Source organism: Streptomyces sp. NPDC091412 (assembly GCF_044756885.1).
Classification (GTDB): Bacteria; Actinomycetota; Actinomycetes; order Streptomycetales; family Streptomycetaceae; genus Streptomyces.
In genome coordinates this window covers 1-14,769 of record NZ_JBIVTV010000047.1, presented here as the reverse complement: position 1 = coordinate 14,769, position 14,769 = coordinate 1, and the positions used below count along the sequence as shown (strand labels likewise).

The following is a 14,769-nucleotide window of genomic DNA, read 5'->3' as shown; positions in this document are numbered from 1 at the left end:
CTCCACTGTCGCGGCCACGGCCCGCCCTTACCAGCTCTCCCCAGAGGACAACCCAGAGGCAGCCCCCAGACTTCTTCAGGGGCAAGTAGCTAGCGCCCGAGCGGGTAGCCGCGCCTTGCGGCTACCCTTGCCCGACGCCGCTGGTTCTGGGCCGGGCGACCGTGCGGGAGACAAGGGCACACCCGTGGCAACCAAAGCATTCGCTATCCGGACCGAGAACCACGTGGCCGATCTCGGAGCCCTGGGCACCCTCGAATTCGTCCCGGAGATCCTCGGGGATGAATTCTTGGACGGCTACAGCAAGGTCCAGGAGGCGCAGAGCGCGCTCGGCGAAGAGAAGGACCTGACGAAGCTGGATCCGGACGTGCTGCGCTCGGTTTACGGGGCGATGCGGTCGTTCCTGGCGACGCTGATGACACCGGAGTCAGCCGAGAGGTTCCTCCGGTTCGAAGTTATCAAGGGCGGCAAGACGGCGGCGCACTTCCGGTCGCGGGAGGAAGCCGACGCTTATGCGAGCGAGTTGACGGGCGCCGTCCGTGTCGAGGACAAGGGGATTCGGCTGCCGGACCGGGTCCTGGTCGAGATGCTGGAGTGGTCGACGGAGCTGTATGCGGGCGGAGACCGCCCTACTACGCCGTCCAGCGGATCCTCGCGAGCGTCGCGGAGGGCTGGGACGGCTTCGAAGGGCAGCTCGCGCTCCAAGGGGTCGACATCCACTGCTGGACGCTCCGCACGCTGATCAACGCGGCAGAGCAGGCGATGTACATGAGCGCCGACGACGATGCCGAGCGGAGCCGCATCCGGGCCTCCCTGTATGCGCCGCCGAGGGCGGAGCGTCGGTCTCGCGGGCAGCGCCCCCAGCAGCCGCAGCGGGGGGCCATGACGATGCAGGGCGCGCAGGCCTTGATGGCGCAATTGGCGGCGCAGGACGCCCAGCTCGGCGCGGGGTGAAGCGGCTAATCTGAGATTGCTGCTGGCGTTAGGCCGGGCGTCACGTCACCGCTGGTTTTGGGCCGGGTAACCGCACTTCTTCGTGAGGTTGCCCAATGCCCGGCGAGGACGTCGACTACGGTCACGCGACTATCCGGATCGATATCGACGGGTCCGGTGCTGCTTCCGATGGCCGGGCTGCTGGCGCTCAATTGCAGCGTGCTCTGCTGAATCAGACCCGTCGGATCGGCGAGCAAATGCGTCGCCAGATTCAGCGAGGCCTGAACGCTGCCGCAGTCACGGTCCGGGTCGACCCGGACCTGAGCCGGTTCGATGCCAAGCTTCTGGCCGGGCTGCAAGGGATCGACTCGCTCAACATCCTCGTGGCGCCCGACGTTACGGGGTTCGAGCAGCGGCTGAGGGCGCTCCTCGCAGGCATTGAGATTCCGGTCCGGGTGGTGCCGGACATGTCGGGGTTCGATGCCCGGATCCGCGCACACCGCCCGCCGACCGTCACGGTCCCCGTCAATGCCGACGTCGACCACGACCGGCTCAGCCGGGCCTTGTCCGGGATTGCAGGGATCGCGGGCAAGGTCGGTGGCGCGCTGGGCGGGCTCCTCAAGTTCGGCGCCGTCGGCATCGCTGCGGCGAGCGCCGTACAGGGCGTCATGGGGCTTGGTGCGGCCCTGGCGGAGATGTCCGGGATCACCGCCGCGGTGCCGGCTGCGATCGCTGGATCCGTCGCCGCGATCGGTGCTCTGAAGCTCGCCCTCTCCGGGGTCGGTGATGCCTTCTCGGCAGCCTTGACGGGGGACTCCAAGGAGTTCACGGCAGCGCTGGAAGATCTGAGCCCGAAGGCGCGGGCTGTCGCTCGTGAGGTCCGTCGGCTGAAGCCGTCGTTCGAGGGCCTCAAGGAGTCGGTGCAGGACGCGTTCTTCGGCAAGCTCACCGGCCAGATCTACGGGACTGGGAAGGCTCTCGCGGGCCCGCTCAAGTCGGGGCTGTCGGGGATCGCCGCGGCGTGGGGTAAGGCCGCGAAGGAATCGCTGGAGTACGTCAAGCGCTCGCAGGGCGTCGCGAACGTCAAAAGCATCCTGGGCGGTGCTCAGAAAGCCATCGAGGGCCTCTCGCAGACGACGAACAAGCTCACCGCTGGCTTCCTCCAGATGGCCGGGACCGTCAGTGACGCGTTCGGCGAGAGGCTGGGGAACGGCATCTCCAACGTCGGCCAGCGCTTCGGCACGTTCATGCAGAACGCTGCCAAGTCCGGCGATGCGGTGCGGTGGGTCGATACCGCCGTCCACGCTTTCGCGCAGCTCGGCAGCATCCTCGGCAACCTCGGCAAGATCGTCGGTGGTGTCTTCCAGGCGGCCAACGTCAGCGGCGCCGGATTCCTGGGCAACATCCAGGAGATCACCAGGAGCCTCGCGGAGTTCGTCAACAGTGCCTCCGGGCAGACCGCGATCTCGAACCTCTTCGCGGCTATCGGGAAGATCGCGGCGCAGCTCGGGCCGATCCTGGGCGCTGTCGTCACGCAGGTCGGGGCCATCGCGCCCGCGTTGACGCCGATCTTCACGGCGCTGGGCCCGGCCATCGTCAACCTGATCAACGCGCTCGGGCCGGGCCTTGCTGCGATCGCGCCGGCCCTGGCGACGGTCGGGCAGGCGGTTGCCGCAGGGCTTGCCGCCGTCGGCCCCGCCCTCGGCCCGCTCGGCGTTGCCCTCGCCCAGGTCCTGACCTCGCTCGCGCCGATCCTGCCGCTCGCCGGGCAGCTCGTGGCTGTCCTCGCGCAGGCCCTCGCCCCCGTCCTGTCCACCCTGGCCGCCGCGCTGGCGCCGGTGATCTCGCAGCTGGTCGGTGCCCTGGCGCCGATCCTGCCGGTCCTCGCGCAGGCCTTCGTCCAGCTCGTCCAGGCGCTGGCGCCGCTCGTGACCGGCGTCGGCCAGGCCCTCGGCCAGCTGATCGCCGGGCTCGGGCCGGTCCTGGTCGTGGTCGCGCAGGCCGTGGGGCAACTGGCCGCCGCCCTGGCGCCGCTGATCGCGCAGATCCTCGGCGCGCTCATGCCGATCCTGCCGCCGCTGATCGACGCCTTCCTGCAGATCGCCAACGCGGTCGTACCGCTGATCCCGCCCATTGCCGAGCTGGTCGCCGCCCTGGTGCCGCTCGCGGGGGTGATCATCCAGCTTGCTGCGCCGATCTTGGAGATCGCCGCGGCGTTCGTCTCCTGGCTGGCGGTCAGCGCCGTCGTGCCGGTCATTCAAGCGATCGTCGGCGTCCTCACCGGCCTGGTCGGCGGGGTGACCAGCGTGGTCGAGTTCATCAAGCAGCTCCCCGGAATGATCACGGAGGGGCTGTCCTCGCTCGCCTCTACCATTGCCACGTTCTTCACGGACCTGGTCGCGAACCTCGGCGAGTGGATCCCCCAGGCCTTCGACGCCGTGGTCGGCTTCTTCCGCGACCTGCCCGGAATGATCATGGAAGGGCTGGCGGCGCTCCCGGGGATCTTGTACGAGGCGTTCACCTCGGCCATCGCGTACCTGATCATCGCCCTGTTGGCGCTCCTCGCCGGTGTCGTCTACACGTTCACGCGGCTGCCCGTAGATATCTACAACGCCGTCCTCGCCGTCCGCGACTCCCTGGTCAACGCCTTCGTCGCCGGTTTCAACTGGGTGACCACGACGGGGGCGGCCTGGGTCAACTCCACGGTCGCGTGGTTCCAGCAGTTGCCCGGCCGGGTCGGGGCCGCCCTGTCGGCTCTCGGCACGTACCTGGTGCGGTCCTTCGTGTCCGCCTTCACCACGGTGACGGGCCGGATCTCCAGCTTCGTCTCCAGCTCGGTCGACTCTTTCCGTAAGGCGCCTGGCCGGATCGGCGACGCCCTGTCCAGCCTGCCGGGCAAGCTCGCAGGCGCCTTCGATCGGGCCCTCGGGGCTGCGAAGACCGCCGCGCTGAATGTGGTCTCCTCCCTCGTCTCAGTCTTCGCGGGGCTGCCCGGCAAGATCATGGGCGCGATCGGCAACCTCGGCAGCAAGATCCTGTCGAAGGTGACCAGCGGCCTGCCCGCTGGGGTCCGCAAATACTTGCCTTTCGCGGACGGCGGCATTGTTCTGGGGCCGACGCACGCCCTGATCGGCGAGGCCGGGCCCGAGGTCGTCATCCCGCTGACGAAGCCGAGGCGCGCGGCGCAGCTTGCCGCCCAGTCCGGGCTGCTCGACATGCTCGGCGTCACCCAGGCACGGATGGCCGCCGCGGCGGGCGGAGGCGACGCCGCCGCCGGCAGCACGGTGTCGACCCTGCGTTCGCTTCTGTCCGGCATCGCGGGCCTGCTGGACAGCGTCGGCGTCAACGTGGTGCTCGGCATGGTCGCAGGCATCCGCGACAACCTCGGCATGGTCGCCGCAGCCGCCGAGGACATGGCTGGTGCCGCCGTTATCGCGGCCCAGACCACTCTGCAGATCGCCAGCCCGAGCAAGGTGTTCGCGAAGATCGGCCAGGACACCGGCCGTGGATTCATCGAAGGCCTCACCGGCACGGCCGCACAGATCAAGTCGACGGCGGAGAAGCTCGCCAAGGACATCATCAGCGCGTTCTCCGGTAAGAAGCAGACGGGGCTTCGCGACCGACTTGTTGGGCTGGTCGACTCGGGGAACAAGCGGCTGACCGCCCTCGCGGCGCAGCGTGACGCCCTCGCGCAGAGGATCGCCGACGCGAACAAGTTCGCTGCGGAGACTACGAAGAAGGCGCTGGAGGCCTTCTCACTGCAGAGCCTCGCCCAGGGCCAGGACCAGGTCACCGCGCAGAGCATCACGGCCGGACTGGAAGCCGCGGTGAAGCAGGTGAAGACGTTCTCCGCGCAGCTCGACGACCTCGCGAGGCGAGGTCTGCGCAAGGACCTGCTGGAGCAGATCGTCGGGCTCGGCCCCGAGCAGGGCGCGGCGCTCGCCGCGGCCCTGTCCTCGTCGACGAAGGAGTCTCTGAAGCGGATCAACTCCCTTCAGGGGCAGCTGACCACGGTGTCCAACAAGCTGGGCCAGACGAGCGCTGATGTCCTGTACGACGCGGGCGCCCAGGCGGGCAAGGGCTTCTTGACTGGGCTGAAGGCCCAGCAGAAGGACATCGAGAAGTTGATGCTCGACATCGCCAAGGGCATGCAGAAGGCGATCCGGGCCGCATTGCAGATCAAGAGCCCGAGCCGCGTGTTCATGAAGATCGGCGACCTGACGGGGCGTGGCCTGCATGTCGGCTTCCTGCGGCGTCTGGCTGGGTTGCAGGACGCTTCCCGGGCTGCCGCCCGGGACCTGGCCGACGGTGTCGCCGCGCAGTTGGGCGGGCTCGGCGGGCGAGGCAAGGATGCCGTCGTGATCCCGCTGACCCGGGCGCAGCGCCTGCGGCAGGCAGGGGAGGGGGCGCCCGGCGGTGGACGCCGGGATGGCTCGGGCGCTGCGGCGGCGGGTGCGGTGCACAACCACACGTGGAACTTGTACGAGGTCGGCTCGGCGGACGTGACCGCGCACCGCGTCGTCAACCGGCTGGTGCTGGCGGCTGGTCTGTGACGGCAGGAGGTCGGATTCGCGCGTGTGTCAAACTGCCGTGAGCGCCGCTGGTTGTGGGCCGGGCCGCCAACACCTCCATCTCGCAGGAGTGCTCTATGGCGGCTGACTGGTACATGCAGTACGGCGGCGTGGAGCTGGTCAACGCGGCGCGTCTCAACGCCTACCTGGAGACCGTCGGTTCGCCGCTCACCGACTGGAGCGGGTGCGGCTGCGCGACGTTCGACCATCGCGTGCTCGAGGAACTTCCTTACACCACGCCGGAAGACCCGGCCAGCCCCGCACCGTGGTACGACCCGGACGTGCCCGAGAGCACGGAGTTCGCGGGGCTGATGGTGCTGGACGTCGACGGGCTGGATGACCACCCGGTGAGGCGGTCGGTGACGGGCGGTATCGCCGGCGGCGGCTCGCTCGGGCCTGCGCGAGCGCTGCCACGGACGATCACGGTCACCTGCCTGGTGCTGGGCTCGACGTGCTGCGGCGTCGAGTACGGGCGGCACTGGCTGGAGCAGGTTCTGCAGGGCTGCTCTGGCGGTGACTGTGACGGTGACTGCCTGGTCGTCTACAGCTGCTGCCCCGGGGAGGAGTTGAGCCCCGCCGAGTTCAACCGGCGCCACCGGCGGACGCTGCGGCGTGTCGCACTGGTCGAGGGGCCGCGGGTGACCGCACGGGCCGGCGACGGCTGCGGCACCGCGCAGTGCCAGACCGGCGCGGACATCCTGACCGTGGACTTCGTCCTGACGGCCGCTGTGCCGTGGCTGTGGACCGACCCGACGCCGGTACTGGAGGTCGTCCCGCCCATGGACTTGGACGGGAACTGTGTCGACTGGTGCCTGCACCCGGCTGGGCAGTGCCCCGGCGGCTGCCGGTTCGCCGCCTGCGTCGACCCGACGGCCGCGTGCTCGGACACTCGGTGCCTGCCGGATCTGCCTCCGCTGCCGGGCGTGCCGCTGAGCACCTGCTACTGCCTTCCGTTGGCCGTGGAACGGGCCTGCTACGACATGGATTTGTCCTCGCGGCCCACGTGGTCGTCAGACGTTCCCATGATCACTGTTCGTGCCGGGTCGTCGGACCTGCGGAACCTGACCGTGGAACTCTTCGAGAAGACCGAGCCCGGCATGACGTGCGACCAGACCGCGGACTTCCACCGCTGCGATCCGCACAGCTTCTGGCACGTCAGCTACGTCCCCGCGGGCGGTGCCGTGACGCTGGACGGGCAGACGGGCCGCGCCACGGTCGAGTGCGGCGGCTTCTGCGAAAGCTCCCCGGACGTCTACGGCAGGGACGGGATGCCGCCGGTGTACAAGACGCTCGACTGCGCGTCGTTCTGCCTCTGCTTGTCCACGGACATCGAGAGCCCGCCGGCGCTGGACGCCACGGTGACCGTCAGCGTATCCGGCCGAGGCCGCTGATAAGGCGTTAAAATAACCTCTGAGCAGGCAAAACGGATAGAATGGATCGACAACTAAACAGCCCCGGCGGGAGGGTAGGAGCTCCCGGCCCGGGGCCCCGAACCTGGTTGGAGGCTCGGAATGCCCCATGGTAAGTGCAGTGCCTCGGGCTGTGGGGTGGTTACCGTGCTACGGCGCGGCCGCTGCCCTTCATGCGACCGGTGGTGGCGCAAGACCGGCCAAGACCCGGCGAAGCGCCCTGGGCTGCAGCCCAAGCCGCACGGCCGGTGCCGTGTCCGGACATGCGAGTACGAAGGGCCTTTGATCGGCGATCTGTGCTCGCCGTGCTACCAGTGGGTGCGACGCCACCCCGACGAGGACCCGGCGAACCGCGAACGGCGCGAGAGAGGACCGGCTGACGGCCGGTGCACGGTGGTTCACGAAGACGGCACCCGATGCCTAGGCAAGCACGACAGCCACGGCCTGTGCCCTGCCCATCGATTCCGCGCAGCAGTCTACGGCGACCCCCTCGTACCGCTCACACGTAGGCCGCACAGCGAGCGGATGGAGGTGTTGCGACGCGGCGCGACGGCGACGACGGACGACTGCGTGATGCTCGACGGCAACGGGCAGCGCCCTGTCGTTCGCCTCGATGGCGCGACGATGAACGCCTCCCGGGCTGTCTGGCTCCTGGTCCACGGTGACCCAGGGGACGACTGGGTCCTCCACACCTGTCACCGGGGATGGGAGGGGTGCATCAACATCCGGCACCTGTACCTCGGCGACCATGACCAGAACATGATCGACAAGGTGGAGGCTGAACGACAGGCACGAGGCGAGATCAACGGGTGGCACAAGCTGACCGAGGAGCAGGTCCGCGAGATCCGTCGCCGTTACGTCTTTCGCCACCCTGTCAACGGGGGCCGAGCGCTCGCGGCTGAGTTCAACGTCTGCGAGTCCACCATCAGCTCAGTCGTCAACCGGCGCTCTTGGGCCTGGCTGGCCGACGGCTAACCTGGCTGCTGGATAGCCGCTGGTTCTGGGCCGGGCTCATCTCCCAAGAGAGGAGCCCGGCCTTGGCCGTAGCGGGATGCGGGAGTCACAGCGCCGCAGTGCTCGATAGGAGCGGCGCGACGGTCGCCGTCGCCGATGTGCTCGTGGAGTGCGAATGGACCCGAGTGCTCGACGGCACCAGCACGGCGCGGGCGGTGATCCAGCCAGGACTTGACTGCTGTGGTCCGCTTGGGCGGATCTCCACGTGGAGAAACCGTCTGGTCGTGTTCCGCGACGGGCGGTACGTGTGGGAGGGGCCGATCACCGGCATCAGCTGGACGCTGGGCGGGATCGAGATCAGAGCACGGGACATAACTGCGTGGCTGGACAATCGGGTCGTGCACCAGGACCGGACGTTCTCCAACGTCGACGTGATGGAGATCGCCGAGTGGCTGATTGACGACGGGTACGCGCCGGACGACCCGGGGCACACGGTGCAGGTCGTCGGGCGGGCCGGTATTTCCGGGTCGCGGTCGTATTCGAAGAACGTTGGCCAGACCGGCGACCACTTGCGGCAGCTCGCCGAGGCCGGTCTGGACTTCACGGCGATCGGGTCGAAGATCCTGCTGTTGCCTGAGACGCACATGGCGAGCGTCGGTCGGTTGTCGGACGCGGATCTCCCTGCTGGCCTGGAGGTCGCCGAGGACGGCGCCTCTCTGGTCACGCGGTGGATCGTCGCCGGGAGCGAGCAGAGCGGAGCCCTGGGCGAGGCGGGCGGCATCGACCCGTTCTACGGGCTGCACGAGCGCTACCTGGAGCAGAACGAGATCACCGACGACGCCTCAGCTGCCCAGGCCGCGACGGCTCGCCAGCGTGCTTCGACGCCCGTGCCTGTCTTCGTCGACACGCAGGAAGTGACACTCGCGCCCGAGACAGCGATCGACGTTCCGAGCCTCGTGCCCGGCTGGGCTCTGGATGTCACCAGCGCGGGAACGTGCCGCAAGGTCGCACAACGCTTCAAGATCACGGGTGTCAAGGTCGCTGAGACCGGCGGCGACGAGAACACGCCTGGGCAGGAGAGCGTCCAGGTGCAGGTGGCGGCGACCGGAGCGGAGGCGGCGTAGATGGCGATGCGAGGCTCCCCGACGCGGCACATGGTGGGCAACCCGCTCGGCGGGGTGCTGCGCAACCTGAACGATCGGGCGCGGATCGCCGGCCGGACCCGCACCACCGGCCGGTCGCCCGAGGAGGATCCGCTGCCCACCGACGTGACGGTGGCGCCGCCTGCACCGGCCGCTGCCGGGCCCGTGGCGGCCGTGCTGGTCAGCGGGGAGGACGGACGCGCCCGCTGGGTGTTCCCGGCCGAGTACGAGGGAGTTCCGGCCGTCTCGGCGGTCGCCGTCGACCCGGCCCCGGATGATGACGACCGTACGGTCCTGGTGGCGTTGGAGGAGGTCACCACCTGGTGCGTGACGGTGCGGGTCTGGCGGACCCGGGCACGGCGCGGCGCCGGGGTCGCCGAACCGGCAGGGCCCGGGGTCCGGGTGCACGTGATGGCGGCCGCCGTGGCGGGTTAATGATCCCGGCTACCCTCGATCCCGCGCCGCTGGTTGTGGGCCGGGCAGCCGTTCTCCTGGGAGGAGTGGCCCGGCCATGAGTTCAGTTTGCGTGGACGATTCCTATTTCGACGTCGGCGGCGATGGGCGGCTGACGCTGATCCCGGGCCGTCAGGGCCTCCGCCAAGTCCTCTACTACCGAGACCCCGGCAACTACCAGTTCCGGAAGTCGGATTACCCGTGGCTCGCGCGAGTGCGGGTCATCGTCCAGGGTGGTGGTGGGGGAGCTGCTGGCGCTCGGGCCAATTCCGGGCAGTTGGTGGCGCAGCCGGGCGGCGCGGGTGGCGGCTATGCGGAGTCGCTGATCGACGTCTCCGCGCTGGGCGCTACGGAGACGATCGTCGTCGGCGCTGGTGGTAGTGCGGGCGGGCCGGCGACGGACGGTGGTTCCGGGGGTGCCTCGTCCTTCGGTGGTGTGTGCACCGCGAACGGCGGCCCGGGAGGGGCGGCCGTGATGACCTCCGGTACGGCAGCCGCCTCGTTCTCTGGCACGGCTGGCGCGTTCGCAGGCATCGGGGACTACGTCCAGGGCGGTGGTGCTGGGGGCGGCGCGCTCCGGCTGACCGGGGGCGAGGGACAGTCGGGGCAGGGCGGTGAGTCCCGGCTCGGACACGGCGGCTATCAGCGAGCGTCCTCGTCTGCTGGCGGCAACCCGCGAGGGAACGGCGCTGGTGCCGGAGGTGCTTTGGCCCGGGACGGGGACTCCGTGAGCGGGAGCCCGGGAGCGAACGGCATCGTCATCGTGGAGTTGATGGGCTGAGAGGGCGGCCGTCCGTCTCCACGGCCCGCCTGGCGCGCGGGCTTAGACTCGACTTGCGCCGCTGGTTGTGGGCCGGGCCGTACACACCCCGCGAGGACGGTGGGAGAAGTGGCGCGATGCGGCTGCGGTGGCGGCCTGTGCAACTGCACGGTACGGGCCGGTTCGAACGTGACGGTGAGCGGTAGCGGATCGGCTGCCAACCCGTACGTCGTCTCATCAGAGGTGCGCTGTCCGGATGTTCGCGGCTGCCTGTCTGGCAGTGCAGGCGTCACCTTCAACCAGGCCACCGGCCAGATTTCCGCCGGCGTGTCCGCGCAGGCCGGGAACAACCTCACCGTCCGCCCCGACGGCCTGTTCGTGCCGACTGGGGCGGCGACGGTCACCACTGGGTGCGGGCTGACCGGGAACGGCTCCGGGAGTTCTCCGGTGCGGGTGTCCACGGGGACGTGGCCGTACTCGTGCTCGCCTGCGACGTCCGGCGGGGTCATCGTCTGTGACGCGAATGGGGTCCTGAGGGGCGAGCCGCGGGGTCGGATCTCCTACGTCCAGAACGGGGAGACGCGGAATTACAACGACGTCCTGGTGCCGACCAGCACAGCGGTCGTGCCGGTCGACACGTTCTCACTGGACGTGACCAACCCCGACCCGTGTCGCCCGGCGGTCGTCTTGTTTGAGCGGGAGTTCGACGTCTCCTTCAACCTGCCAGCGGGTGCCGGTGCTGCGTGGGGCGCGGACGGCGACGAGATGTACTACATGCGCAATAGCGGGACGAGCGCCATCACGAACATCCACTCCCAGCTCACGAAGGTCTACCAGGCCTTGGCGTCGTTGGGGCCAGGCGCCACCAGCACCATCACGATCTCGGTCGAGCTGGGCCGGGGCACCGGCAGCGCCAACTACAACCGGATCCAGAGCCTGCTCCGCGCCATCCTGATCAGCCTGTGAGGACCCTCATGCACACCCCCTTCGAGGAACTGCCCCACGTCGCCACCCTGACGAAGCACTACGTCGAGTACGCGGACGGCACGCTCGGGCTGATCGAGACCACCAGCGAGGACCGGCCCCGCCTATCCCGGCCGGGCGCGTTCCTGACCGAGGAGCAGTATCGGGACCGGTACCTGGCGTGGGAGGTGGGCGTCGCCGACCGCGTGGACGCGCTCCAGGCGGAGGATGCGGAGCGCACCCTCGCGGACTACCGGGCGCTCATCACGGCCGGGATCCATGCGGCCACGGCGCGCCGCATGTCGGGCTATGAGGGCCCGGAACCGGACACCGCCGGTGGGGCGGCTGATTAGACTTTCGTCGCCGCTGGTTGTGGGCCGGGCAACTTCACCACACGGGGAGTTGACCTTGTCCGAGAACCGCCAGAGGCCAAGCATCGGCCGCATCGTCCACTACCGCAGTCACGGCACACCCATCCGCGAGGACGGCAGCCAGGCCCACCCGCCGCGGTGCCGGGCCGCGATCATCGCCGACGTCTACGACGAGACCAACCCGCACCCCGACCCCGAGGTCGTCACCGGAGGCGACGGCGCGGAGTGGGTCGCCCTGACCGTGCTCAACCCGCGCGGCACCTTCCACGACGACGCCGGTCACGACGAGGCGACCAAGCAGGTCGGCACGTGGCACTGGCCGGAGATGGTCTGAGTGGCCACGCCGATGACGCCCGCCCAGTGGCGGGCCGCGCTCACAGCCGAAGGCGTTCCCTTCACCGAGCTGGACGGCTGGACGACGAGGGGCCGGGACGCTGCAACGGGCAACGTCTTCGGCCCGGTCAACGGTGTCCTCAACCACCACACCGCCGGCGTCGACAGCCTCAACCTGATCGCCTACAAGGGGGCCACGGCGCTGCCGCCGCCGCTCGCCCATGCGTACCTGCCGAAGAGCGGCGTCCTGGTCCTCGTCGCAGCGGGCCGCGCCAACCACGCCGGCCCGGCGGCCAAGAACGCCTTCGACGCGATCGTGGCCGAGCGGACGATCCCGCGGCCGAACAAGGCCACGGGCACGGTCGACGGCAACGATCGGCTGTACGGCATTGAGACGGAGGGCCTCGGGGACGGCAAGGACACGTACACCCGGCGGCAGTACGACACTTGGGTCCGCTTCAACGCGGCCATCTGCCGCCACCACGGGTGGGGCGCGGGCAGCGCCGCCGGGCACCTGGAGACCTCGGTCGAGGGCAAGCCGGACCCGGCCGGGCCCGTCGAGGGCTACGGCCGCCGTGGGCGTTTCACGCTCACGATGACCCAGATGCGGGCCGATATCGCCGAGCGCCTGGCGCACCCGGCGAGCTGGAGCCCGCCCGCACCGCAGGAGGCAGACATGCCCGCGTACACCAACCTCGGCATCGCCCAGCCCTACCAGCTCGCGCCCGATGCCATGGAACCGATCGCTTTCACGGCCGAGTGGACTGACGAGGCAGGCGACCACCCGGCGGGCAGCGCCGTGTTCGTCAAGGGCGCGGCTCGGTTCACCGGCTTGATCGGCCTCGTGTTCACCGGCCTGCCGGTCGGTGACGTGGTGCAGGTCCGCATGAGCGAGTACGAGGGCGACACCTTCAAGGCGGACCACCCCGTGCACGAGATCATCGGTACGGCCGGCGGGACGTTCGGGATCGTGCCGCTCGTCAAGCGGCTCGGGGCCGGGCGGTCCATGAGGGTGCGGCTGCTGAACCAGGCCGCGGCCCCGATCACGGTCAAGTCCGCTGTCCTGTCGGCGCTGGTGTGGAAGGAGGGCTGACCCGTGGCGCAGCACGCGATCGAGCGCAAGGTGCGGTGGGCGACCGCCGGGTCCTATCTGGCGTCGTCCGGTCTCCTCGGCGTCCTCGCCGCGGTGCAGGACAACGCGCGCATCCTGGAGCCCCTGCCGGACCCGATCAGCGCCCTCGTCCTGGCCCTCGTCCCCACCCTGGCGACGTTCGCGGCCGGTTGGAAGGCGAGCCACACACCGCGGTCCGACGGCGGGTGAGCGGATGGACGTAAGCACCGGCATCCCCGCCCTCGACACAGCTCTCGTCTGGGGTGGCGCGATCTCTGTCCTCGCAGGGTTCGTCGCTGTCTTATGGCGGGTGGTCCGTGGGGCCTCGCATCTCCTCGGCCGCACCGGCCAGTTCTTGGACGACTGGTACGGCGAGGAGGGGCGCCCCGGTGTCCCCGAGCGGCCGGGCGTCATGCAGCGCCTCGGCGACCTGGAGACCGGCCTGCGCCACGTGCAGCACGAAGTGGGGCAGAACGGTGGCGGCAGCCTGCGGGACGCGGTCGACGAGGTCAACCGTCGTCTTGCCCGCATGTGCCCCGATCCAGACGAGCCGCCGGACGATCCGCAAGCGGCGCCGTAGACCGCCCGCCCCTTGTGCGCGGGGGCGGGCGGTCTACTTTGTGGCATCCTGTCGGGCGCACGAAGCGGAGGAAACCCCTCGTGACCGCTGATACCGACCTTGACGCCCTCCTCGCCGTGCTGCCGAAGCCGACGCCGCGCGAGGCTCTCGCTGAACTCTTTGCGGCCCGCCGTGCGGACGAGGCGAGCCAGCTGGAGCAGACAATTGTCCCGGAGCCCGTCCTGCCTCCCCTGTGGCCGCACCCGCGGAGCGGCATCGTCCGCTATCCGTGCGCCCTCAGCTGCGGATGGGCCCACGTCGAGGACGTGTTCCTCAACGACTTGGAGAACTCGCGCCGTCTGGTGATCCCGGTCGGGAACCAGGAGGAGACGACCCGGGCGATCACGGCGCACGCGAATGCTCGGGCCGAGGAGCAGCGGAAGCGCATCGAGGGCGCCATCCGGGCGCACTTCGAGGAGAGCCACCAAGGGCAAGAGCCGCCCACGTGGGCTGTGCGAAGGGGAGCGTGATGAGGCCGTACCCCAGGGCCAACCGCAAGCTGTACCCGAACGCGACGCGGGCCGAGCGCCAGATCCGGCGGGCTGCCTACAGCCAGCCGTGCCGGGTGTGCGCGCACCCGTGGAACCGGCACGCTCTGGTGGACGGGATGCGCGCGTGCACGCGCGGCAACCACGCCCCGATCTCGTGCCGGGACTGCGCCGAGACGGCCGCGCGGATGCCGGCGACGTACGCCGTCAATGAGTTCGCCCGGGTCTGGTCGACGAGGCCGGAGTCGCCCGTGCTGCGCCTGGCGTCTGCGCTTGCGGCGGTGCCGAGGCGGCGTTAGGTCGGCCCTCTGTGGTTAGGCGGCGTCGGCGAGGCCGTCGGTGACGTCCGTCCACACTTGGAGCAGGCGCCGGTAGGTCTCGGCGCGCTGTGGGGTAGAGGGCTCGTCCATGAGTCGTCGGATCGCTTCGTTGACGGCCTCCGCGGACATGCAGGCACGCTCGCAGTGCGGGGGAGGGGTGGCCATACCGTCACGGTAAGGGCAGTAGCTGACAGCGGCCGCATTCCGGGCGTGTTCTATTCTGCGTTCGAGGCGATGGGTGTCCGTCGCCCGGAAGGACATCCCAATCGTGTTGTCAAGCCGCAGCCGTGACGGGAGGTGAAGCGTGATAGCGCGCTCCGTCACGGATCATGGCCCACAGGACGT

Annotated in this window: 17 protein-coding genes; 16 read left to right on the top strand and 1 reads right to left on the bottom strand. The window is 69.7% G+C overall.

Annotated features, from left to right (window positions below; translation table 11 throughout):
* Positions 1 to 184 precede the first annotated feature (184 nt).
* From ACIQMV_RS39080 to ACIQMV_RS39005, 16 genes are all read left to right on the top strand, one after another.
* Positions 185 to 739, top strand: a complete 555-nt coding sequence (locus ACIQMV_RS39080) for a hypothetical protein (RefSeq protein WP_402597870.1) — start codon at positions 185 to 187, stop codon at positions 737 to 739.
* Between the two features lie 26 nt (positions 740 to 765).
* Positions 766 to 951, top strand: coding sequence for a hypothetical protein (locus tag ACIQMV_RS39075; RefSeq protein WP_402597869.1), 186 nt, complete (start codon positions 766 to 768; stop codon positions 949 to 951).
* 95 nt (positions 952 to 1,046) lie between these two features.
* Positions 1,047 to 5,483 (top strand): hypothetical protein, encoded by a 4,437-nt coding sequence (locus ACIQMV_RS39070; RefSeq protein WP_402597867.1) that lies wholly within the window; start codon positions 1,047 to 1,049, stop codon positions 5,481 to 5,483.
* Positions 5,484 to 5,578: 95 nt separating this feature from the next.
* Positions 5,579 to 6,892 carry a hypothetical protein gene (locus tag ACIQMV_RS39065; protein ID WP_402597866.1) on the top strand — a complete coding sequence of 438 codons (1,314 nt, stop codon included), beginning with the start codon at positions 5,579 to 5,581 and terminating at the stop codon, positions 6,890 to 6,892.
* A 543-nt stretch (positions 6,893 to 7,435) separates the two neighbouring features.
* The gene (locus tag ACIQMV_RS39060) at positions 7,436 to 7,885 is read left to right on the top strand and encodes a hypothetical protein (protein WP_402597865.1); all 450 of its coding nucleotides are present in this window, start codon (positions 7,436 to 7,438) and stop codon (positions 7,883 to 7,885) included.
* A gap of 62 nt (positions 7,886 to 7,947) precedes the next feature.
* Positions 7,948 to 8,988: a hypothetical protein gene (locus ACIQMV_RS39055; protein WP_402597864.1), complete on the top strand. Its 1,041-nt coding sequence runs from the start codon at positions 7,948 to 7,950 to the stop codon at positions 8,986 to 8,988.
* A complete protein-coding gene (locus tag ACIQMV_RS39050) occupies positions 8,989 to 9,441 on the top strand; it encodes a hypothetical protein (RefSeq protein WP_402597863.1) in 453 nt (150 codons plus the stop codon). It abuts the gene before it with no gap.
* Between the two features lie 91 nt (positions 9,442 to 9,532).
* Positions 9,533 to 10,240 carry a hypothetical protein gene (locus ACIQMV_RS39045; protein WP_376450321.1) on the top strand — a complete coding sequence of 236 codons (708 nt, stop codon included), beginning with the start codon at positions 9,533 to 9,535 and terminating at the stop codon, positions 10,238 to 10,240.
* Between the two features lie 99 nt (positions 10,241 to 10,339).
* Positions 10,340 to 11,185 carry a hypothetical protein gene (locus tag ACIQMV_RS39040; protein ID WP_402597862.1) on the top strand — a complete coding sequence of 282 codons (846 nt, stop codon included), beginning with the start codon at positions 10,340 to 10,342 and terminating at the stop codon, positions 11,183 to 11,185.
* Positions 11,186 to 11,193: 8 nt separating this feature from the next.
* Complete coding sequence (locus tag ACIQMV_RS39035; RefSeq protein WP_402597861.1) at positions 11,194 to 11,535, top strand: hypothetical protein; 342 nt, start codon at positions 11,194 to 11,196, stop codon at positions 11,533 to 11,535.
* 55 nt (positions 11,536 to 11,590) lie between these two features.
* Positions 11,591 to 11,887, top strand: coding sequence for a hypothetical protein (locus tag ACIQMV_RS39030; RefSeq protein ID WP_402597860.1), 297 nt, complete (start codon positions 11,591 to 11,593; stop codon positions 11,885 to 11,887).
* Positions 11,888 to 12,979 carry an N-acetylmuramoyl-L-alanine amidase gene (locus tag ACIQMV_RS39025; protein ID WP_402597859.1) on the top strand — a complete coding sequence of 364 codons (1,092 nt, stop codon included), beginning with the start codon at positions 11,888 to 11,890 and terminating at the stop codon, positions 12,977 to 12,979.
* 3 nt (positions 12,980 to 12,982) lie between these two features.
* The gene (locus ACIQMV_RS39020) at positions 12,983 to 13,207 is read left to right on the top strand and encodes a holin (protein ID WP_402597858.1); all 225 of its coding nucleotides are present in this window, start codon (positions 12,983 to 12,985) and stop codon (positions 13,205 to 13,207) included.
* Positions 13,208 to 13,211: 4 nt separating this feature from the next.
* Positions 13,212 to 13,577 carry a hypothetical protein gene (locus ACIQMV_RS39015; RefSeq protein WP_388732094.1) on the top strand — a complete coding sequence of 122 codons (366 nt, stop codon included), beginning with the start codon at positions 13,212 to 13,214 and terminating at the stop codon, positions 13,575 to 13,577.
* A gap of 80 nt (positions 13,578 to 13,657) precedes the next feature.
* Positions 13,658 to 14,086 carry a hypothetical protein gene (locus ACIQMV_RS39010; RefSeq protein WP_402597857.1) on the top strand — a complete coding sequence of 143 codons (429 nt, stop codon included), beginning with the start codon at positions 13,658 to 13,660 and terminating at the stop codon, positions 14,084 to 14,086.
* Positions 14,086 to 14,403, top strand: a complete 318-nt coding sequence (locus ACIQMV_RS39005; protein ID WP_402597856.1) for a hypothetical protein — start codon at positions 14,086 to 14,088, stop codon at positions 14,401 to 14,403. The genes ACIQMV_RS39010 and ACIQMV_RS39005 overlap by 1 nt, the downstream gene beginning before the upstream one ends.
* 15 nt (positions 14,404 to 14,418) lie before the next feature.
* On the opposite strand, the gene ACIQMV_RS39000 is transcribed toward ACIQMV_RS39005, so the two are convergent.
* Positions 14,419 to 14,589 (bottom strand): hypothetical protein, encoded by a 171-nt coding sequence (locus ACIQMV_RS39000; protein ID WP_402597855.1) that lies wholly within the window; start codon positions 14,587 to 14,589, stop codon positions 14,419 to 14,421.
* Positions 14,590 to 14,769: the final 180 nt, after the last annotated feature.